At 71.7% G+C, this 20,728-nt stretch carries 18 protein-coding genes and 1 pseudogene; 9 read left to right on the forward strand and 10 right to left on the reverse strand.

Translation table 11 applies throughout. The annotated features are described in order from the left end of the window. Positions 1 to 70 precede the first annotated feature (70 nt). The 3 genes from ACIOD2_RS24085 (at position 71) to ACIOD2_RS24095 (ending at position 2,084) form a co-directional block, all read left to right on the forward strand. The gene (locus ACIOD2_RS24085) at positions 71 to 811 is read left to right on the forward strand and encodes a thioesterase II family protein (protein ID WP_400541908.1); all 741 of its coding nucleotides are present in this window, start codon (positions 71 to 73) and stop codon (positions 809 to 811) included. Positions 812 to 879: 68 nt separating this feature from the next. Continuing rightward, positions 880 to 1,245, forward strand: coding sequence for a cupin domain-containing protein (locus ACIOD2_RS24090; RefSeq protein ID WP_400541911.1), 366 nt, complete (start codon positions 880 to 882; stop codon positions 1,243 to 1,245). Next, positions 1,245 to 2,084 (forward strand): NAD-dependent epimerase/dehydratase family protein, encoded by an 840-nt coding sequence (locus ACIOD2_RS24095; protein ID WP_400541914.1) that lies wholly within the window; start codon positions 1,245 to 1,247, stop codon positions 2,082 to 2,084. Before ACIOD2_RS24090 ends, ACIOD2_RS24095 begins: the two co-directional genes overlap by 1 nt. Positions 2,085 to 2,419: 335 nt before the next feature. Here the strand turns inward: ACIOD2_RS24095 and ACIOD2_RS24100 are convergent, their stop codons facing one another. Further along, positions 2,420 to 3,808, reverse strand: a complete 1,389-nt coding sequence (locus ACIOD2_RS24100; RefSeq protein WP_400541916.1) for a PLP-dependent aminotransferase family protein — start codon at positions 3,806 to 3,808, stop codon at positions 2,420 to 2,422. Positions 3,809 to 3,858: 50 nt separating this feature from the next. Beyond that, the gene (locus tag ACIOD2_RS24105) at positions 3,859 to 4,911 is read right to left on the reverse strand and encodes a glycoside hydrolase family 43 protein (protein WP_400541919.1); all 1,053 of its coding nucleotides are present in this window, start codon (positions 4,909 to 4,911) and stop codon (positions 3,859 to 3,861) included. A gap of 140 nt (positions 4,912 to 5,051) precedes the next feature. Here ACIOD2_RS24105 and ACIOD2_RS24110 point away from each other — a divergent pair. Then, positions 5,052 to 6,022: pseudogene (locus ACIOD2_RS24110) on the forward strand (alpha/beta hydrolase fold domain-containing protein). Here ACIOD2_RS24110 and ACIOD2_RS24115 read toward each other — a convergent pair. The 7 genes from ACIOD2_RS24115 to ACIOD2_RS24145 form a co-directional block, all read right to left on the reverse strand. Continuing rightward, positions 6,015 to 6,671, reverse strand: coding sequence for a VC0807 family protein (locus ACIOD2_RS24115; protein ID WP_400541922.1), 657 nt, complete (start codon positions 6,669 to 6,671; stop codon positions 6,015 to 6,017). The pseudogene ACIOD2_RS24110 and the gene ACIOD2_RS24115 overlap by 8 nt on opposite strands. Positions 6,672 to 6,673: 2 nt before the next feature. Beyond that, positions 6,674 to 7,267 (reverse strand): PadR family transcriptional regulator, encoded by a 594-nt coding sequence (locus ACIOD2_RS24120; RefSeq protein ID WP_400541925.1) that lies wholly within the window; start codon positions 7,265 to 7,267, stop codon positions 6,674 to 6,676. Positions 7,268 to 7,348: 81 nt separating this feature from the next. Then, positions 7,349 to 9,163 carry an HtaA domain-containing protein gene (locus ACIOD2_RS24125; protein WP_400541928.1) on the reverse strand — a complete coding sequence of 605 codons (1,815 nt, stop codon included), beginning with the start codon at positions 9,161 to 9,163 and terminating at the stop codon, positions 7,349 to 7,351. Further along, positions 9,160 to 9,987, reverse strand: coding sequence for a hypothetical protein (locus tag ACIOD2_RS24130; RefSeq protein WP_400541931.1), 828 nt, complete (start codon positions 9,985 to 9,987; stop codon positions 9,160 to 9,162). Before ACIOD2_RS24130 ends, ACIOD2_RS24125 begins: the two co-directional genes overlap by 4 nt. After that, the gene (locus tag ACIOD2_RS24135) at positions 9,987 to 10,772 is read right to left on the reverse strand and encodes a heme ABC transporter ATP-binding protein (protein WP_400541934.1); all 786 of its coding nucleotides are present in this window, start codon (positions 10,770 to 10,772) and stop codon (positions 9,987 to 9,989) included. The genes ACIOD2_RS24130 and ACIOD2_RS24135 overlap by 1 nt, the downstream gene beginning before the upstream one ends. Beyond that, the gene (locus ACIOD2_RS24140) at positions 10,769 to 11,803 is read right to left on the reverse strand and encodes a FecCD family ABC transporter permease (RefSeq protein ID WP_400541937.1); all 1,035 of its coding nucleotides are present in this window, start codon (positions 11,801 to 11,803) and stop codon (positions 10,769 to 10,771) included. Before ACIOD2_RS24140 ends, ACIOD2_RS24135 begins: the two co-directional genes overlap by 4 nt. After that, on the reverse strand, positions 11,800 to 12,873 hold the full coding sequence (locus ACIOD2_RS24145) for an ABC transporter substrate-binding protein (RefSeq protein ID WP_400541940.1): 1,074 nt from the start codon (positions 12,871 to 12,873) through the stop codon (positions 11,800 to 11,802). Before ACIOD2_RS24145 ends, ACIOD2_RS24140 begins: the two co-directional genes overlap by 4 nt. Before the next feature lie 86 nt (positions 12,874 to 12,959). Between ACIOD2_RS24145 and ACIOD2_RS24150 the strand changes: the two genes are divergently transcribed. From ACIOD2_RS24150 to ACIOD2_RS24160, 3 genes are read left to right on the forward strand one after another with little or no spacing between them, the layout of a single operon-like run. Next, on the forward strand, positions 12,960 to 13,472 hold the full coding sequence (locus ACIOD2_RS24150; RefSeq protein ID WP_400541947.1) for a hypothetical protein: 513 nt from the start codon (positions 12,960 to 12,962) through the stop codon (positions 13,470 to 13,472). A gap of 60 nt (positions 13,473 to 13,532) precedes the next feature. Further along, the gene (locus ACIOD2_RS24155) at positions 13,533 to 13,826 is read left to right on the forward strand and encodes a putative quinol monooxygenase (RefSeq protein WP_400541950.1); all 294 of its coding nucleotides are present in this window, start codon (positions 13,533 to 13,535) and stop codon (positions 13,824 to 13,826) included. A 3-nt stretch (positions 13,827 to 13,829) separates the two neighbouring features. After that, a complete protein-coding gene (locus tag ACIOD2_RS24160; RefSeq protein ID WP_400541953.1) occupies positions 13,830 to 14,711 on the forward strand; it encodes an LLM class flavin-dependent oxidoreductase in 882 nt (293 codons plus the stop codon). 1,633 nt (positions 14,712 to 16,344) lie between these two features. On the opposite strand, the gene ACIOD2_RS24165 is transcribed toward ACIOD2_RS24160, so the two are convergent. Further along, the gene (locus ACIOD2_RS24165) at positions 16,345 to 17,022 is read right to left on the reverse strand and encodes an HU family DNA-binding protein (protein ID WP_400541956.1); all 678 of its coding nucleotides are present in this window, start codon (positions 17,020 to 17,022) and stop codon (positions 16,345 to 16,347) included. A 756-nt stretch (positions 17,023 to 17,778) separates the two neighbouring features. Between ACIOD2_RS24165 and ACIOD2_RS24170 the strand changes: the two genes are divergently transcribed. Continuing rightward, on the forward strand, positions 17,779 to 19,521 hold the full coding sequence (locus tag ACIOD2_RS24170; protein WP_400541960.1) for an ATP-binding protein: 1,743 nt from the start codon (positions 17,779 to 17,781) through the stop codon (positions 19,519 to 19,521). Positions 19,522 to 19,567: 46 nt separating this feature from the next. Further along, entirely contained in the window at positions 19,568 to 20,728 is a 1,161-nt protein-coding gene (locus ACIOD2_RS24175; protein ID WP_400541963.1) for an exonuclease SbcCD subunit D, read from the forward strand.

Consider the following 20,728-nt stretch of genomic DNA (forward strand, 5'->3'; position numbering starts at 1 on the left):
CTAGGGGTCGACCCGCGCGCGCCCGTTTGACAGATTCGGTGCTGTAAGCCGATATCTGGAAGGACCGGCCATGACGCTCTCCCTGGACAGCCAGCTGTGGATCCGGCGGTTCCACCCGGCCCCGGCCGCGAAGGCCCGCCTGGTCTGCTTCCCGCACGCCGGGGGCTCGGCGAGCTACTTCCACCCCGTGTCGTCGGCGCTCTCGCCGTCGGTCGAGGTGCTCGCCGTCCAGTACCCGGGCCGCCAGGACCGCCGTAACGACCCGCTGGTGGACGACCTGTTCGTGCTCGCCGACCAGCTGACCGAGATCCTCGCCGCCGAGCCGGGCCCGCTGGCGTTCTTCGGCCACAGCATGGGTGCCAGCCTCGCCTTCGAGGTCGCCCGCCGCCTGGAAGCCCGCGGCACGCGGCTGCTGGGCCTGTACGTCTCCGGCCGCCGCGCCCCCTCGGCGTTCCGCGACGAGCGTTACCACCTGGAAAGCGACGACGGCCTGCTCGCCGAGGTCAAGCGCCTGAGCGGCACGGACGCCAAGGTCCTGGAGGACGACGAGATCATCCGCATGGTCCTGCCGGCCCTGCGCAACGACTACAAGGCCGCCGAGACCTACCGCTACCGCCCGGGCCCCGACGTCAGCTGCCCGATCCTGGCCCTGATCGGCGACCACGACCCGAAGGTGACGACCGACGAGGCCCGCCAATGGGCGACGCACACGTCGGGCGCGTTCGAGCTGCGCACGTACCCGGGGGCGCACTTCTACCTGAACGAGCACCACGCTTCCGTCAACCGCCTGATCGCCGCTCGGCTGGCCTGAACCGGTCCAAGGCGGACGCGGGAAAGTGGACCATCCACGGGCCGCCCGCGCGGCTTAACGTGGGGTTCATGACCAACTCCGTGCTCACCATGCTGGAGTCACAGGCTCCGTCCATTCCGGACGGAGCCCACGTGATGACCGCCACGATCGAGCTGCCGCCCGGGGACTCGGGGACGCCGCCGCACCGGCACTCCGGGCCTGTCTTCGGGTACATGCTCGACGGGGAGATGATCTTCGAACTGGAAGGGGAGCCCGAACGCGTCATCAAGGCGGGTGAAGCGTTCTGGGAACCCGGGGGTGACGTGATCCACTACCAGGCCGCGAACAACCTCGCCGACGCCTGGAGCCGGTTCGTCGTGGTGATGCTCTGCGCGCCCGGCCAGGAGATGCTGACGCTGGTGGGTCCCGACGAGCTGGCCGCGCGGGGACGATGATGCGGATCTTCCTCGCCGGTGCGTCCGGCGCCATCGGCCGCCGCCTGGTTCCCGCCCTCGTCGCCCAGGGGCACGAAGTCGTCGGGCTGACCCGGCGTGCCTCCGCTCAGGTCGAGGCGATGGGCGCGACCGCCGTCGTCGGTGACGTGTACGACGCTGCCGGGCTTGCGGAGGTCGTCCGCGCCGCGCGGCCGGACGTCGTCGTGCACCAGCTGACCGACCTGGGCGCGGGTGATCGCGCGGCCAACGCGAGGGTGCGCACGGCCGGCACGCGCAACCTGGTCGACGCGGCCCTGGCGGCCGGTGTGCGGCGGATCGTCGCGCAGAGCATTGCGTGGGCCTACGAGCCGGGTGCCGCGCCCGCGGCCGAGGACACGCCGCTCGACCTCGGCGCCGGGCCCGAACGGCTCGGCACCGTCGAGGGGATCGTGTCGCTCGAGGCCGCGGTCGCCGAGCTGCCCGAGTGGGTCGTGCTCCGCTACGGCACGCTGTACGGGCCGGGCACCTGGTACGAGCGCGGTGCGCTGATGGCGCGGCTGGCCCAGGACGGGAAGCTGCCTGCTACCGCTGACGTCTCCAGCTTTGTCCACGTCGATGACGCCGCTTCGGCTGCCGTCGCGGCTTTGAGTTGGCCGACGGGGGCGGTCAATGTGTGTGATGACGAGCCTGCTGCGGGTCACGACTGGGTGCCGGTGTTCTGTGATGCTGTTGGTGCGCCGGGACCCGAGCTGGTTGTGGGGGAGCGGGCGGGCTGGGCTCGGGGTGCTGACAACGGTCGTGCGCGGAAGCTGGGCTGGGAGGCCGGGATGTCGTGGCGGGACGGGTTCGCCAGGGTTTGAATGCGGCGTTGCCAAGCAGCTCGGCCAAAGCCAGTACGGGGCGCCTGGCGTGTCGCGGCGGAGTGGGCTGGACTCGTGATGCTGCCAACGGCCACGCGGAAGCTGGCTGCGAAGCCGGGTCGGGTTCGCCAGGGTCTGATCGCGGTGTCGCTGAGCAACGCGTCCAAGGCGGGTCGCCTGGCGTGTCGCGGCGGTGCGGGCTGGGCTCCTGATACTGCCAACGGCCGCGCGGAAGCCGGGTCGTCTTGGCGGGACGGGTTCGCCGGGAGCTGATCATGGCGTCGACAAGCAGTTCGGTAACCGCGCGCCGAAGCCGGGCCGTTCTGGCGCCGGGATTACCAGGCCTTGATCGCGGCGTCGCCGAGCAACTCGGCCAAGGCATCCAACGCCGGTCGCCAAGCGTGCTGCGGTGGGGTCGCGTAACCGATGATGAGCCCCGCCTCAGGACGATCAGGGGAGTGCCAATACCCCGCCGCGTTGATGCCCTGCAGCTGCAACCCTGCCGCGAGACCCGCGTCGATCACGCGCTTCTCCTCCTGCCGCGAAGCCAGCGGCAAGAGGGCGTGCAACCCGGCCGGAACACCGTCTAGCGGGACGTCGGTGACCGTGGCCAGCCGGTCGGCCAGCTCGGCACGGCGCCTGCGGTAGGCCTGGCGAGCCCGGCGGACGTGCCGGTCGTAGTCGCCGCGCTCCAGCAGGTCGGCGATCGCCAGCTGGGCCGGGGTGCCGACCGTGGCCCCGGTGGCGGCGACGGCGTCCAGGACCGGGATGCGCAGGCGTTCGGGTACCACCAGCCAGCCGAGCCGCAGCCCGGGGGCGAGCGTCTTGCTGGTGCTGCCGGCGAAAACCACGTGCTCGGGCGCCGCGGCCTGCAGAGCGCCGACGGGCTGCTCGTCGTAGCGGAACTCGCCGTCGTAGTCGTCCTCGATGACGATGCCGTCGTGCTCCCGTGCCCAGTCTATGAACGCGGTTCGCCGGGCTGGGCTCAGGACCACGCCGCGTGGGTGCTGGTGGGCGGGCGTCAGCAGCGAGGCTCCCGCGCCGTCGGGGACGTCGGCGCCGTGGGAGTCGACGGACAGGGGCACCGTCGACAGGCCGGCCGCGCGGATCACCGTCCGGTGGTGGACCAGCCCGGGGTCTTCGGTGGCGATCGTGCGGACGCCCAGGCCGTGCAGCGCGCGCGACAACAGCGCCAGGCCGTGGGTGAAGCCGCTGGTGACCACGACCGCGGCGGGGTCCGCGCGGACGCCCCGGGCGCGGGAGAGGTACGTCGCGACGGCGTCGCGCAGCACCTTCAGCCCGGCCGGATCGCTGTAGTCCAGGGCTTCCCGGCTCGCCGCCGCCAGCGTGCGCTTGACGCTGGCGGCCCACAGCGTGCGCGGGAACAGGCCGAGGTCCGGCCGGCCGGGGCGCAGGTCGAAGACGGGACGCGACAGCGTCTCGAACCGCCGGACCGGCAGCATCGAAGTGTCCGCTACCCGAGTCCCCGAGCCGGTCGCGCTGACGAGCCAGCCCTCGGCCACGAGCTGGGCGTACGCCTCGACGACGGTGCCCCGCGCGATCCCGAGGTCGTCGGCGAGGCTGCGCGTGCCGGGCAGCCGGGTCCCGGCCGGCAGCCGCCCGGAGCTGACGGCCTCCCGCAGCGCCGACTCGATGGTCCGCGCCCTGGCCCCGGTCCCGGCGACGTCGAGGTGCAGGTCGACACCGAGCACACCCTTGCCCACCGCTCACCTCGCCTCCGAACGCACGCCGGTGAGCCCATTGTCCACGACGGTCACTCGAAGAACTTGAGGCTCCAGCCGGTGTCGGTGGTCGCGCCCGGGACGTTGGCCCGGCGGTAGGTCGTCGAGCCCCACCAGCAGAACGTGCCGCTGTACCAGTACCGGTTCGCCCACGAGTACGGCGTTCCCTTGGGCACGGCGTGGAACGCCAGCGGGAACTTCGGCCCGGCGGGCGGGCTCGTCGCGATGTCGCCGTTCAGCAGGACGAAGCTGTGGCTGCCCGGGCCGTCGACGTGGAGCGTCGGGTCCCAGCCGGCCATCATCGTCTCGCGGTGGGAGCCGAACAGGCAGCCGTTCGCCTTGTACCAGTCCCAGACGTACGTCGGGTCGCCGCCGGCGCGCAGCCGGATCTCGGAAATGCAGTACTGGTCGCTCCAGCTGCCGTTGGCCGAGTAGGTGATGTGCAGCTGGCCGCTGGGGTCCTTGAGCGGCGCGGGTGCCTCGTTGATGAACGGGTTGCCCACCACCCGTTCCCAGCTCTCGCGCGGCTGCGAGATGACGTATCGCGCGCCCGTCGGGGTCGTCGGGCTGCTCATCCGGGCGATGTAGAGGTTCTGCTCGACGTTCGTGTCGCCCGCCCAGCCCGACCACACGAACCAGCGCTGCCCGCCGAAGGTGAACATCGTGCCGTCGATGGCCCACTTGCCGTCGGGCAGCGCGAGCTGCGTCTCCGCGGAGTACCCGCTGTCGGCGGCGGCGGAGCTGATCACGTACATCCGGTGCGCGTTCCCGGTCCCGGCCGAGAAGTAGATGTAGTACCGGCCGCCGTCGACGACGATCTCCGGCGCCCACACCTCGCCGCGGCCGCGGGTGTCCGACCAGACCTGCCGGGCGGGCGCGCTCGCCGCGGCGTCGGGGGAGGAGCCGGCCCGGACGGCGATCCCGCCACCGGTGGACTGCGCGGCGAAGTAGGTGGAGCCGACACGCAGCACGCTCGGATCGGCGGCGCGCAGGCTCGTCTGCCCGGCTTCGGCGGCGGTTGGCGGGAGCAGGCAGGCGACGGCCGCGAGCAGGACGACGGCGGCGCGGTGGAGGATCCGTTTCATGGCCACATCCCCGGGTCAAGACGGAAGGTCCGATGCTCGCCCGCCGCTAGCACCCGCCGGTAGGGCCGGGAGATCTTGCTCGGTTCAGCCGGGGCGAAATTGGTCTGTTCCAGTGACCGTCACGCGCTAACCTCGGCGCCATGGCCCGCTTTCCGCTCGATCCCGAACTCGCCGCCGTCCTTTCGCAGCTCGATGGCCGGGTGCCGGTCGGGATGACGATCGACCAGCTGGAGCACTTCCGCGCGCTGCCGTTCCCGTCCATCGCGGACCAGATCGGCGACCGGCCGGTCCGGTGCACCGACCACGTGATCCCGGTTACGGCGGTGCGGAGATCGTCGTCTCGGTGATCGCCCGCGAGGACCACGAACGGCCCGGCCCGGGGATCTACCACGTGCACGGCGGCGGCATGGTCATGGGCGACCGGTTCGCCTCGGTGCACCCCCTGATCGACTGGGCGGTGAAGCACGACGCCGTCGCGGTCACCGTCGAGTTCCGGCGCGCGCCCGAGCACCCCGATCCCGTTCCTGTCGAAGACTGTTACGCAGGCCTTCAGTGGATGACCGCCCACGCCGGCGAACTGGGCTTCGCCCCGGGGCGCCTGGTGATCTTCGGGGGCAGCGGCGGCGGCGGACTCGCCGCCGGGACCACGCTGCTGGCCCGCGACCGCGGTGGCCCGGCACTGGCCGGACAGCTCCTGCAGTGCCCGATGCTCGACGACCGGAACGAGACGGCGTCGGCACACGAGTACGACGGCGTCGGCGTGTGGGACCGGACGAGCAACCTGACGGCTTGGACCGCGCTCCTGGGCGACCGGCGTGGCACGGACGACGTCTCGCCGTACGCCGCGCCCGCCCGGGCGGGCGACCTGAGCGGCCTGCCGCCGACGTTCGTCGACGTGGCCGCGGGCGAGGTGTTCCGTGACGAGGCGGTCGCCTTCGCGAGCGCGATCTGGGCCGCGGGCGGCGAAGCGGAACTTCACGTGTGGGGCGGCGCGTTCCACGGCTTCTACGACATCGCCCCGGATTCGGCGGCGGCCCGGGCCTGCGTCGCGGCGCGGGAATCCTGGCTGGAACGGTTGCTCGCGAGGTCGGCGAACGACGTGCTCAGCTGAGGGACCCGGCCTGCAGGCGTTCGAGCACGTCCTGCACGATCCGCCGCGCGGGCTGGATGAGGACGGCGGGGACGACGAACACCGCCACCCACATCACCGTGCCCACGGCGTTGGAGACGTCGACCGCGTGCGCGATCCCGCTGTCCGGTGCGGTGTAAAGGATGTATGCGCGGACGGCACCGGCGCCCACCATGAGCACGCCGAGCGTGGCCGTGAGCAGCCGCTGCCACAGCCGGTAGCGCGGCTCTTCCGACCACGCGAGAGCGAACGCCCTCTTCCGGGCCGGGTCGCCGAAGCTCGCCATCGATGCCGCGGTCGTGTGGGCGAGCGGCTCGCGCCGGACGAGCGTCACGAGGCAGAACACACCCCCGACCAGGATGTAAGCCACCTCGCGCAGGGCCGCGACGCGGGGGCTCTGCGTCGCCAGGGAAACCGTGATCGTCACCGCCAGCTCGGCGAGCACCAGCAGTCCCATCAGGTCGATCCGGCGCCGGCGGATCGTGACCGCCACCGCGACGGCGCCGACCGCGAGCGCCGGGATCACGAGCGACCGGAAGACGTCTACGCCGAAGGCGCGCAGGAGGTAGTAGAGGCCGAACGAAAGCACGATTTCCAGCAGAGCCGTCAGCAAGCCGGGCTTGGGCGTCATGATCAGTCCTTTCGCGGAACGAAATAGGCGTCCCAGGCGAGCGTCCCCGCGGCGAGATCGGCGGACACCGCGCGCACCCACTCCAGCTCGGCCGTGGTGACCGCGTGGGTGTACTCGTGTTCGAGCAGGTGCACCCGGGGGACGTGGTGTTCGGCCGACGCGGTCAGCACCGCCCGCGTCGCGGCGAGGCGGCGATCGAGTTCCGCCGCCCGCAGGTCCAGCTGCGTCCGGACGTCGCCGGAGTCGAGCAGGTGGAGGAACGACACGACAGCGGGAAACAGCGGGAACTCCGCGGCCGGCACGGCGACGGTCTCCCGCAGGCCCGCCAGCAGGGTTTCGCGGCCGGACGCGGTCAGCGCGTAGACCGTCCGCTCGGGATGACGCGTGTCGCGCTCGACCGCGTGGACCTCGACGAGGTCGTCGCGCACCAGGCGGTCGAGGGCGGCGTGGAGGCCGGAGCGGTTGCGGACGTTGACGACCATGTCGACGCCGCGTTCCTTGACCAGCTGCTGCATCCGGTACGCGTGCATCGGTTCCTCGGCCAGCAGGGCCAGGACCGCGACCGCGATCGGGGAAAGGTGTCCGCGTGGTGCCATAGTACGTACTGTACTAGAATGTGTCGGACTATGCACGGCGTGAGAGAGGCCGGACGCCTGAGGCGCCCGGCCCTCGTCACCTCAATTCGCAGCGCGCCGGCGGGTCCACAGCAGCAGGGAACCGCCCGCGGCGAGGAGCGCGAGGCCCCAGTAGACGCCCGTCAGGCTCACGCCGGTCGACGCGAGGTTGTCCGGCCGGAACGCGACGTCCGGGACCAGGTTCGTCCCCGAACCGCCGGGAGCGCCCGGGCCGCCCGGGTTGCCGGCGGGCGGGAGGGTCGCGCAGCTCGCGGCGAGCGTGACCGTCGGCTCGTCGAGCGCGTCGCCGGCCTGGTAGAAGCCCGCGAAGGCGTCCGAGCTGGTCAGGGCCGCCTTGATCGCCGACACCGTGAGCGTGCCCGCGTCCGGGGTCGTGGTGGCCGTGGCCAGGTCGAGGTTCGCCAGCGCCACGCCCGGTTTGCTCACCGGCGGCGACGGCGCGCCGGCGGTCGTCTTCAGCTCGACGTCCGCGTAGAGCGTGCCCTTGCCCTGGGCGACCGTGAGCTTCGGGTTGGCCAGCACCAGTGTGAAGAAGTGCGCCGGGTAGCTGAACGCGACCTGGCCGCCGAACTGCGCGGTGAACTCACCCGCCGCCGTGTACTGCCCGCTGCCGAGCGGGAAGCGGTACGCGCCGGTCGGGATCGGCTTTCCCGCGACCTCGTCGACGTTCGTGACCTCCGCGCCGCCGGACGCGGTGATCGTGTTGCCCGTGCCGCCGCCGACGTAACCGCGGAAGCTCTTCTTGAAGCCCCACAACAGGTTTCCCTGCGTGAGCGCGCCGGGGGAGAGGACACAAGCCGGGGGCGGTGTCGTCGAGGTGGGCGGCGGCGGCGTGGTCGTCGACGTCGGCGGTTCGGTGCCGCCGATCTTGCCGGGGAAGACGAGCTTGCCCGCGTCGAGGTCCGTCGCGGCCGGGTAGAACCCGGCGAACGCGGCTGCGCCCGCCTCGGTGAGCGTGGCCGTCTCGATGTCCGCGACGACGTTGTCACCGTCCTGCCGCGGCGCTGCTTTGAACTTCAGGTCCGCGAAGTCCACTTCGGACGGCGCTCGCACCTGTTCGGGCGCGGTCTTGGTGCCGTAGAAGGAGTAGCCGACGGTCGCGCTCAGCTTCCCGGTGCCGTCACCGGCGAACGTGACCTTCGGGTTGGACAGCTCGAAGTTCCAGATCAGGTGCGGTTCCAGCGTGAACGTGACGCGGCCGCCGAAGGCGACCGATCCCTGGCCGGTCTTCCCGTCCCAGGTGGACGTCCCGGCCGGCCAGCGGTAGGGGGACGGCGTGGCGGTGGCGCCGCGGTCGGCCGTCGCCGTGCCGCCGAACCGCTCGATGTAGGAGCGCCAGGTCTGCTTGAGACCCCAGTCCAAGCCGGTCGTGGACGCGGGTGGCGGGTCGCCGACGCCGGTGAACTTCAGCGCGGTCGTGCTGTCCCAGGTCAGGTCCGGGGTGTCCCAGCCGAACACGTACACGCTGAACGGCTGCGTCGCGGCGTTGTAGGTCGTGCCGGCCGAGGTGTACTCGGCCTTGACCGGGACGGTCAGCTCCCAGCTGCCGTCGGCGTTCAGCGGGATCTGGACGCCGACGGCGTCCTTCTTGACCAGCTTGCTGACCTGGAAGCCGGTCGCGGTGCGGGCCCGGACGTCGTCCTTGGCCGGGCCGACGCGGACGCCGAACCCCTTGCCGTCGTTGGCTTCCGGGGCGAACCCGGTGCCCTTGACGGTGATCGACGTGCCCGCCGGGTCCAGCCCGGCGGCGGGCGTGACGGTGACGGCGGGGGTGGTCGCGGCCGAGGCCGGTGGCGCGCCGAGCGCGCCCAGCACCGCCGCGGCCAATGCCACGGCGGCCCATCTTCGCAGGTTCACGAGTCGGTTCCTTCCTGATCGGGGGAGCTCCCGCGGCGGCGCCGCAGGAGGGGTGGGACGGTGAGCGCGGCCACCGTCACCAGCAGGGCGACGGCGGCCACCACCCACCACAGCGCGGTGCGCGGCGCCGGGGCTTCGGCGGCCGCCGGTTGCGGAGTCGGGGTCGAGACCGGGCTCGGTGACGCGATCGTCGGCGAAGCGACCGTCGGTGATGTGACGGCCGGCGACGCGACTGTCGGTGTTGGACTGTCGCTTGTGGATGGAGGAGCAGCGGTGACCTTTGCGGGGACGGCGAAGCTGACCGGGGTGAAGGTCTCGTTGTTCGCGTTGACCACGCCGTGCGCGCCGACCGTGATCAGTCCACAGCGGACGGTGAGGCAGTCGACGTCGACGACCTTGCCGTCGCGGTCGGTCGAGCGGAACCGGGCGCCGGGCACCACGAGCTGCGTGCTCCACGTGCCGTCGGCGGACAGCTGCCCGCCGTTGGCCGAGGACGCCGTGTCGCTGCCCGGGAACGCGACGAACCGCTGGAAGCCGCGGTTGTCCTTGCTCTCCTTGTCCGGCACGTACCGGTAGGTCGCGCCCGCGGCGCCGCCCTTGCTCGGCTGCCAGGCGCCGTCCGCGACCCAGCCGAACAGCACGTAGATCCCGCCGTACCCCTTCGGGACGGACTGGAACCCGCTGCCGCGCAGGGTCAGCGTGGTCGCGTAGCCGGGGTCGGCGGTGGCCGGGGACACCTGGACGCGCGCCCCGGCGGCCTGCGCCGGGGACGCGTTCGCCAGCAGCAGCCCGGCCACCAGCACACTCGCAGCGGATCTGCGCATCAACTCTCCTTCGCCGATCGATAAGGCAGGACAACGGGCCGTCCGGTCCTGGGGTGCGGGAACACCTCGACCGGGTGGCCGTAGACGTCGCTCAGCACGGGTTCGGTGAGCACCTCCTCCGGCGGGCCGAGCGCGGCGAGCGAGCCGTCCCGCAGCAGGGCGACGCGGTCCGCGTGCGCGGCGGCGAGCCCGAGGTCGTGCAGCACGACGAGCACGGCGTCCCCCTGCCCGGCGCGCTGCGCGGCCAGCGTCAGGACCTGCTCGGTGTGGCGCAGGTCGAGGGCCGCGGTCGGCTCGTCGAGCAGCAGCAGCCCGGCGTTCTGCGCGAGGACGCGGGAAAGGGCGGCGCGCGCCTGCTCACCGCCGGACAACGTCGTGAACCGGCGCTCGGCGAAGCCGCCCAGGTCGGTCGCCGCGAGGGCGGCGTCGACGGCGGTGTCGTCGTCGGCCTCGGCCGGGGTGCGCCGCCACGGCGCCCGGCCCATCCGCACCACCTCGGCGACGGTGAAGGGGAACGTCACGGCGTTCTGCTGCGGCAGCACCGCCCGGCGGCGCGCCAGTTCCGCGAGCGACCAGGACGTCAGGTCGGCGCCGTCGATCCGGACGGTCCCCGCGTCCGGCGTCAGGTCCCCCGCCAGCAGGGACAACGCCGTCGACTTGCCCGCGCCGTTCGGCCCGGCCAGCGCCAGGACCTCACCCGGCCGGACGTCGAGGGAGACGTCGCGCACCAGGGGTTGGCCGTCGATCGTGTAGGTGACGCCGACGAGTTCGGCTGCGGCGCTCACGCCCAGCCTCCCGACCGGCGCCGGGTGCGCAGCAGGAGCCAGAAGAAGAACGGCCCGCCGACCAGTGCCGTGAGGATGCCGATCGGCAGGTCGGCGTAGTCGAACAGGGTGCGCGCGGCGAGATCGGCGACGCCGAGCAGGAACGCGCCGGCCAGCAGCGACGCCGGGACCAGCACGCGGTGCCCGGGCCCGGTGACCATCCGCACACCGTGCGGCACGATCAGGCCGACGAACCCGATGATCCCCGAGTAGGACACGGCCGCCGACACCATCAGCGCCACCACGACGATCCCGGTCGTGCGCAGCGCTTCGACGTTCACGCCGAGGTGCCGGGCCGGGCGCTCGCCGAGCGCGAGCAGGTCGAGCCGCCGCGCGAGCATCAGGGACACGACGACGCCGACGGCCATCAGCGGCAGCACCGACCAGACGTACGGCCAGCGCGCCGAGGCCAGCGAACCCAGCTGCCAGAACACGATCTGCTCGCGCGCGGCCTGGTCGCCGGAGAACATCAGGAACGCGATCACCGCGCTCGCCACGGCGTTGACCGCGACGCCGGTGAGGATGAGCGTGACCACCTCGGACCGGCCACGGGAGCGCGAAAGGCCGTAGACGGCGAGTGTCGTCAGCAGGCCGCCGGCGAACCCCAGCGCAGGGGTCGTGAAGGCGCCGAGGAAGGCCCAGCCGGCCACAATGGACAGACTGGCGCCGACCGCGGCCCCGGCGGAAACGCCGACGACCGCGGGCTCGGCGAGCGGGTTGCCGAACAGGCCCTGCATCAGGGCCCCTGACACGCCGAGCACACCGCCGACGAGCAAAGCGAGCACCACGCGGGGAAACCGGACCTGCCAGAGCGTCCCTTCGGCGAACGGGTCGGGCAAGCCGGACCCGAGCCCGATCCGGTGCAGCAGCGACGCGACGACGTCGGAGAGCGGGATGCCGAACTGGCCGACCCCGGCGGACACGCACGCCACGACCACCGTGGCGATACCGAGTCCGGTGAACAAAGCGGTGACGCGGACCGGACGGCTCATCCGGCCGCCCCCGGCGCGTAGAGGGCGCGGGCCAGTGCGTCCAGGACACCGGGTGTCTGCGGTCCGAAGCTGAGGATCTGGCTGTCGGCCATGTCGACGAACCGGCGGTGCAGCCCGGCCGGCGTCTGCGCGACGCCCGGAACCTGCAGCAGGCCTTCGGGTCCGCCGACCGATTCGAGGCCCTTCGTCATGACGAGGATCACGTCCGGCCGGGCTTTGATCAGCGCTTCCGGGTTCACCGGGCGCATTCCCTCGACACCGGCCTCACTCGCGACGTCGACCGCGCCGAGGGCGGTGATCAGCGAGTCGGCGCCGGAGCCGCGACCGAACAGGTAGTACACGCCGGCCTGGCCGCGCAGGTAAAGGAAGACTGTGCGTAGCTTTTGTGCCGGGTCGGACGGGGCCAGCCGGGTGATTTCGGTGCGCTTGGCGGTGATTTCGCCGGTCAGCCGGTCAGCAAGGTGTTGCCCGGCTTCGGGGACGCCGAGCGCGGCGGCGGCGTCGTGGACGAGCGTGCCGACGTTGTCGAGCGAGCGCCGGGAATCCAGGACGACCACGGGGATCCCGGAGTCGCGCAGCTGGAGCACCGCGTCCCACGGGCCGAGGGTGGTGTCGGTCAGCACCACGGACGGGCGCAGCGCGAGGATCGCTTCGGCGTTGAGCTGGTGTCCGTTGCGCGTGACCAGCGGAAGTTTCCGCGCGGCGGGGAAACCGGTGGAGACGTCACGCCCGACGACGTGATCACCCAGGCCCAGGCCGAAAACCGTCGCGGCGAGCGTGCCGGCCATGTCGAAAGCCAGGATGCGGCTGGTGTCCGTGACGGTCACTTTCGTGCCCTGGTGATCGGTGACGGTGACGGGCAGGTGCTGCGCGGGCGGCGCGGCGGTGATGTCCGGCTGGGTGAGCACGGCGGTGCCGGGACCGGTCCGCGCCTTCGGATCCGGCACCGGCGTCAGCGCGGCGAGTGGTGCGACGGGCCCGCTCGCCGGGACGGAAGTCGTTGGCAGCACGGAACATCCGGTCACCACGGTGAGCACGACGGCAGCGAGGAGCAACCCCCTTGACAACATTAGGTAAGCCTAACCATATTACCAACTGGATAGGTAAGGCTTACCTAATCCTGTTACCCCGTCGTGATCGAAGGGACGATCCCCGTATGTCGAAGAGATCCACCGTGCTCCGCGCCGCGCTGGTCACCGCCACCGCCGCGGCGGCCGCCACCGCGCTCGCCGCACCCGCGTCCGCCGCCGGCGGCTCGGCCACCCACAACGGCTTCACGCTCACCGCGTCCAACGCCACCGGCCTCGCCGCCGCGGGCGAGACGGTCACGGTGACGGGCAGCGGCTTCAGCGCGCTGAACGGGTATTACGTCGCGCTGTGCGCGGTGCCCGAGGACTACAGCTACGGCACGAAGCCCAGCCCCTGCGCGGGCGGCGACGGCCAGGGCGGCACCGGCGTCGGCCCTTCGGCGTGGGTGACCAACTCGCCGGGCGGCACGTCGACGATCGCGGCGAACGGCACGTTCACGACACAGATCCGTGTGGTGCGGGCCGGAAGTGGCTTGGACTGCGGCGACCCGTCGGTGACGTGCGCGATCGTCTCGCGCCGTGATCACCTGTCGGCCAACGACCGTACCGCCGACGTCTTCATCCCGGTGACGTTCTCCTGATCCACCGCTGCCGCGCCGCTTCGGTGTCCGCCGAAGCGGCGCGGCAGTACCGTCGACCCCATGACCGAACTGCAGGTGATCGCCCGGCACACGATCGCGCCGGGCCAGGAAGACGAAATCCGCGCCTTCTACCCGAAGCTGGTGGAAGCCGCGCTCACCGAACCCGGCTGCCTCGCCTTCGAGGCCTACCACCGGCTTGACGACGCCCGGGAAGTCGTCCTGCTCGAGCGTTATGCCTCGCGCGAAGCCTTCGACGTCCACCGGGAGACCAGCCACTTCAAGGAGCTGGTCCTCGGCGAGATCGTGCCGCGGCTCGCGCACCGGGTCGTCGAGACCTACGACGTCGCGGACTGAGCGATGACCGGCCTGACCTTCGGGTTCTCGCTCGTGCCGACGCTCGACATCGGGGCGCACCGCGAACTGGCGCTGGCGGCGGAGGACCACGGGCTGGAGCTGCTCGGCATCCAGGACCACCCGTACGTCCCGGCGTACCTGGACACCTTCGTGGTCGCCGCCGCGCTGCTGTCGGCCACCGAACGGATCCACGTGTTCCCCGACGTCGCGAACCTCCCGCTGCGCCCGCCGGCGATGCTGGCGAAAACCGCGGCGGCCCTCGACATCGTGTCGGGCGGCCGGTTCGAGCTCGCCGTCGGCGCCGGCGGTTACTGGGACGCCATCGGCCGCCTGGGTGTTGAACGCCGTTCGCCCGCGGAAGCGAACGCGGCCCTCGAGGAAGCGTTCGCGATCATGCGCGCGGTGTGGGGCACCGGCGGCGCGATCCACCGGCACGGCACGCACTACACGGTCGACGGGCTGGAACCCGGCCCGGTGCCCGCACACCCCATCGAGCTGTGGACGGGCGCCCAGGGCCCGAAGGCCCTAGCGCTCACGGGCCGCATCGCCGACGGCTGGGCGGCACCGATCCCGTCCTACCTCCCGTACGAGAAGTGGACGCCGGCGCACACGATCCTCGACGAGGCGGCGACCGCTGCGGGCCGCCGGCCGGAGGACGTGCGGCGCATCGCCCAGGTGGTCGGCACTATTACCGACACTTTGGGGGAACTCCAGGTCGAGCACGGCTCGGCACCGGCGCGGGGAACGGCGGAGCAATGGGCGGACTGGCTGACGCGGCTCGCGGAGTCGTTCACGAGCTTTGTGTTCTGGCCGGAGGAGCAGAGCCTGGATCAGGTGGTCCGCTTCGCGCGTGACGTGGTCCCGCTGGTGCGCGCGGCGGTGTAGCGGGGCGGGGTCGGCTTGTGCCTCGCGGGAGACAGGGCTGGGCCAGGTGGTCTGCTTCGCGGGTGATGTGGTTCCGCTGGTGTAGCGACACGGGTTGGCTGGTGCACCTGCCTTGTGTTCTGGTCGGAGGCGGTGTCTGGGCTAAGTGGTCCGCTTCGCGTGATGTGGTCCGGCTGGTGTCGCGGCGCGGGTTGGCTGGTGCAGCTGCTTGGTGTTCTGGCTGGAGGGCAGTGTCCTGGCCAGGTGGTCGGCTCCGCGGGTGAGGTGGTCCCGCTGGTGCAGCGACACGGGTTGGCTGGTGGTGGAGCACTGGTGCACCGGCCTTGCGTTCTGGCAGGAGGGCCGTGTCCGGGCCAGGTAGTCGGCTCGGTACGTGATGTGGTCCGGCTTGCGTCGCGGCGCGGTCTGGCTGGTGCACCTGCTAGGCGTTCTGGCAGGAGGGCAGTGTCCAGGCCAGGTAGTCGGCTCCGCGGGTGATGTGGTCCCGCTGGTGTAGCGACACGGGTTGGCTGGTGGTGGACCGGCCTTGTGTTCTGGCCGGAGAGGCAGCGGCTGGGCTAGGTGGTCGGCTCGGTGCGTGATGTGGTCCGGCTGGTGTCGCGGCGCGGGTTGGCTGGTGCACCTGCTTGGCGTTCTGGCAGGAGGGCCGTGTCCGGGCTAGGTGGCCTGCTTCGCGGGTGATGTGGTTCCGGCGGTGTAGTGGCCTGTCCGGGGCGGGGTGGCTGGTGCGACTCACGGTGGAGCAGTCGTCACCGGCCTCGTGTTTTGGCCGGAGAGGCAGTGTCTGGGCTAGGTGGTCCTGTGGTTCCGCTGGTGTAGGGCGCGGCCGGGGTGAGTTGGCGGGTGCGGCTTGGTGCACCTGCTTGGTGTTCTGGCAGGAGAGGCAGAGCCTGGGCTAGGTGGTCGGCTTCGCGCGTGACGTGGTGCCGCTGGTGTAGCGGCGCGCGCGGCTTGGCTGGTGGTGGAGCACTGGTGGACCGGCCTTGTGTTCTGGCAGGAGAGGCAGCGTCTGGGGGCCAGTTGGTCGGCTCCGCGCGTGGTGTGGTCCGGCTGGTGTCGCGGCGCGGGTTGGCTGGTGTGTTCTGGCTGGAGGGCAGGGTCTGGGCCAGGTAGTCGGCTCCGCGCGTGACGTGGTGCCGCTGGTGTAGCGGCGCGCGGGCTGGTTAGTGGTGCACCGGCCTTGTGTTCTGGCCGAAGGCCGGTGTCTGGGCCAGGTGGCCGGCTCCGCGCATGACGTGGTCCGGCTGCTGCTCTGGCCGGATAAGCAGTGCCCGGGCCAGGTGGCCTGCCTCGCGCGCGATGTGGTCCGCTGCTGTAGCGGCAGGGCCGGTGAGGCTCACGGCCGCGGCTTCGGGTCCTGGCCAGAGGAACAGGGCCCGGACCAGCTGGTAGCGGCCCGGTCAGGGATTGCCGATAGGCGGGCTGCCAATTGTTCGGCGGACCGTGTGGTGGCTGTGTGGCCCGATCCGATTCCGGGTTCTCCGCCCGTTTGGAACGAGTCCGTTATTGGGCCCGTGCGAATGTCTCGCGAATGCCCGATGTCCGGGATGGGACCCAGGGACCCGGCCGGCCCCGGGAATGCGGAAGGGCCCCGCACCAGTGGTGCGGGGCCCTTCCGGCGTCAGAAGCTACTTCACTTCTTCTTGGCAGCCGACGTGCGCTTGGCCGGGGCCTTGGCAGCGGCCGGCTTCTTGGCGGCGGCGGTCTTGGTGGCGGCCGGCTTGGCGGCCGCCTTCGCCCGCGTGGTGGTCGCCTTGGCGGCGGTGGCCTTGGCCGGAGCCTTGGCCGCGGTCTTCGGGGCCGCCTTGGCCGCGGTCGCCTTGGTCGCGGTGGCCTTGGCGGCCGGCTTCGCCGCGGTGGCGCGGGTCCGCGTGGCCGTCGCGCGGGCGGTGGCCGGCTTGGCCGCTGCCGCGCGCGGGGTGGTGGCCCGCGTGCTGGTGGTCTTGGCCGGGGCAGACGCCTTGGCGACAGCCGCACGAGTGGTCGTGCTGGCCGCGGTGGCGCGCTTGACCGGGGTGGCCTTGGGCAGCTTCTTCGTGCCGGAGATGACGTCCTTGAAGGTGGTACCGGCGCGGAAGGCGGGCACGTTGGTCTTCTTGACGCGGACGGCCTCGCCGGTGCGCGGGTTGCGAGCGGTGCGGGCCGCGCGGGCACGCTTCTCGAACACGCCGAAGCCGGTGATGTTCACCTTCTCGCCCTTGTTGACCGTCCGGATGATGATGTCCACCAGACCGTCAACGGCCTGCGAAGCCACCTTCTTGTCGCCCAGACGCTCCGACAGCGCCTCGATCAGCTGGGCCTTGTTCGTCATTCCAGTCCTCCATAGTGGAACTACTCGTACACGGCCCATCTCGGCCGACACTGCACACGGTATTACCAATACCGCACAAAATCCAACTGGGGGTCGAAATATTTCCTTGTACGGGGGCGGGTTCCGCCCCTCCGGCGGCCCTCTCCCAACCCGGGCCGGAACGGGCCCGGGATGCCGACCATGGCCCTGAGCAGGCAAAACCCGGTTCCGGTGTCGTCCACAGTGGTCGTCCATATAGGACCGGCGGGGCTTCTCAAGACTTTTTGGCCGACACGCCGAAGAGGGCGCGTCGGGCGTGTGTCGGATGCCACGCCGGCCCCGATCCCGCGCTGCGATCGGGGATCGCGGGCCCTCCGGCGGCCTCCGCGCAGCCCCGCGGAAGGGCCCGCGGAGGCCTCGCGGCACCCCCGAAACGCCCCTCGGGACGCCGCTTAGCCCTGGAGCCAGGCGGAAGTCCGGGCGGCGGCCGGGTGGTGGCCGGGTGGTGGCCGGGTGGAACCCGGGCGAAAGCCGTGGCGGCGGGCGGTAACGCCGTGCCCCGCCCGGACGACCTTCCCGGCGAACGGGGCACCGCCCGAAATGCCTGTGGTGACTAAAAGATCTTCTCCGAAGGGTGAACTCACTCGTTCGGCCCAGCCGTGGCGTGCGGTGACGTCCCCGGTACCGCGGGAGCCGCAACGCCGTGTTGGCCGTGGCCACGGAGTTCCGGCGGGCTAGTCTGCGGCCGGAGGAAGCGCCGGGCGGACAGGGAGAACCGTGGACCAGGAGACTCTCACCACCGTGGTCGGACGGGTGGCGGGCACCGAGGATTCGACGCCGCTGCAGTTCTGCGTGGCCATCGATCCGGATGCCTATCTGCAGCTCGACGACGTCGTCGTGACACGGCGGGACCTGCCGGGGCGCGGCGAAGTCGTCTCCTACGGGGTGGTGACGCAGGTGAGCGCGCGGCACGAAGGCGCCAGCTTCGGCAGCGACGTCTTCCTGATCTCGGACGGGGTCCTGCCCGCGCAGGTGCAGGAGATCGCCGAGATCGCCACCACCCGCGTGGAGCCCGAGTGCTACGTGCCGCCGCGGCCCGGCGCCGTGGTCTCCCGTGCCGTGGGGGAGGATCGCGCGCAGGCGCTGTACTTCGACAACATGACGCGGCAGGTGCCCGTCGGCCTGGGCCGTGACGGCGAACCCGTGTACCTCAACCTGGACTTCCTCGACGGGACGCGGGGTGCGCACGTCAGCATCAGCGGTGTCTCCGGCGTCGCCACGAAGACGTCGTTCGCGTTGTTCCTGCTGCACTCGATCTTCCGCGGCGGCGCCCTGTCCAACGCCCACAACGCCAAGGCCCTGGTGTTCTCGGTCAAGGGCGAGGACCTGCTGTTCCTCGACACCCCCAACATCCACCTCGACGCGAAGCTGCAGGAGGAGTACGCCAAGCTGGGCCTGCCCGCGGAGCCCTTCGCCTCGGTCGGGTTCTACGCGCCGCCGACCCCGTCGGACACCACGGGGAAGCCTTACGTCACCGGGCGGACCTCCGGCGTCGGTGCCTTCTGGTGGACCATCGCGGAGTTCTGCGCGACCGACCTGCTGCCCTACGTCTTCGCCGACGCCGAGGACGAGCGCAACCAGTACACGATGGTCATCCACCAGGTCGCGAACCGGTTGCGGCTGGACAGCACCCCGGCCGGGAAGGACGGCGCCGCCAACGTCGACGGCGTGCTGTGCCGCACCTACGCCGAGCTGATCGACGTCGTCTGCGACCGCGTCACCGACGAGGAAACCCGCGCGAGCTGGGCGGGTGCGGTCACCGGCGCGGGCACGGTCAACGCGTTCATCCGCCGCCTGCGCTCCAGCCAGCGCGCGCTCAACGGCCTCATCCGCGGCGACCTCACCGATCACGCCGCCCGCAAGCTGTCCACGGAGAACCAGCAGGTGACCGTGGTGGACATCCACAACCTCGTCGAGCGCGCGCAGCGGTTCGTCGTCGGCGTGACGCTCGCGGCGGAGACCGCGCGCAAGGAAGCGGCCGGCCCGGGCGGGCTGCTGTTCACGATGCTGGACGAGCTCAACAAGTACGCGCCGCGCGAAGGCAGCAGCCCGATCAAGGAAGTCCTGCTGGACATCGCCGAGCGCGGCCGCTCCCTCGGTGTGATCCTGATCGGCGCGCAGCAGACCGCGTCCGAGGTCGAGCGCCGGATCGTCAGCAACAGCTCGATCCGGATCGTCGGCCGGCTCGACGCCGCGGAGGCTTCGCGCCCCGAGTACGGGTTCCTCCCGGCCAGCCAGCGGGTCCGCGCGACGCTCGCGACGCCCGGCACGATGTTCGTGAGCCAGCCGGAGATCCCGGTGCCGATCGCGGTCGGCTTCCCGTTCCCGGCCTGGGCCACGCGGCTTTCCGAGGCGGGAAAAATACCGTCGACCACCGCCGGTGCGAAGAACGCCGATCCCTTCGCGGGCCTGCCGACGCGCGGCGACGACCCGTTCGGCGACGACCCGCCGCCGTTCTGAGCTCCCTTCACCCGCTGGCCACAGGCGAAGAACGGAAGGACGTCGCGTGAAGTTCCTGCACACCTCCGACTGGCACATCGGCAAGACGCTCAAGGGCCGCAGCCGCCTGGACGAGCAGCGTGCCGTGCTCGGCGAGATCGTCCGGATCGCGCGGAAGGAGGCCTTCGACGCCATCCTCGTCGCCGGTGACCTCTACGAGACGTCGGCGCCGTCGGCCGCCGCGCAGGAACTCGTGGTGCGGGCCCTGATGGCGCTGCGCGAAACCGGTGCCGAGGTCCTGGCGATCGCCGGGAACCACGACCACGCCGCGACGTTCGAGGCGTACCGGCCGCTGCTGCGGGCCGCGGGCATCCAGCTCTCCGGCGACCCGCGCCCGGCCGCGGACGGCGGCGTCTTCTCGTTCGACGCCCGTTCGACGGGTGAGCGCGTCAACGTCGCCGTGCTGCCCTTCCTTTCCCAGCGCTACGCGGTGCGTGCCGCCGAGCTGCTCACCGGCACGCCGGCGGACAACGTCGGCCACTACGACCAGCGCGTGCGCGACATCCTGGAGCACCTCAAGTCCGGTTTCACCGACGGCGCCGTCAATCTCGTCATGGCGCACCTGACGGTGACCGGCGGCGCGATGGGCGGCGGGGAACGCGCGGCGCAGTCCATCTTCGAGTACCACGTGCCGGCGACGGCGTTCGGTGCCGATCCGCACTACGTCGCGCTCGGGCACCTGCACCGCCGCCAGTCGCTGCCCGCGGCCTGCCCGGTGCACTACAGCGGCGCGCCGATGCCCGTCGACTTCGGCGAGCAGGACAACACGAGCGTGGTGCTGGCGGTGGAAGTGACGCCGGCCACTCCCGCGAAGATCACCGAAATCCCGCTGACGTCGGGGCGGAAGCTGCGGACCGTCCACGGCACGGTGGCCGAACTCGTCGGCCGCGCCGCGGAGTTCGGCGAGGACTACCTGCGGGTCTACGTCCGGGAAGCGACCAGGGCCGGGCTGCGCGAGGAGATCCAGGAAGCCCTGCCGAACGCGCTGGAGATCCGCATCGACCCGGAGTTCGCGGCGCCGATCACGGCGTCGGGCAGCGAACGCGCGGTGGCGGACCGGTCACCGGGTGAGCTGTTCGCCTCCTACTGCGAGGAACGCACGGTGGACGACAAGAGGGTGCAAGCGCTCTTCGCGCGGCTGCACGACGACGAGACGAGCGGGGTGTGA

Origin of the sequence: Amycolatopsis sp. NPDC088138 (assembly GCF_044741685.1) — a bacterium.
Classification (GTDB): domain Bacteria; phylum Actinomycetota; class Actinomycetes; order Mycobacteriales; family Pseudonocardiaceae; genus Amycolatopsis.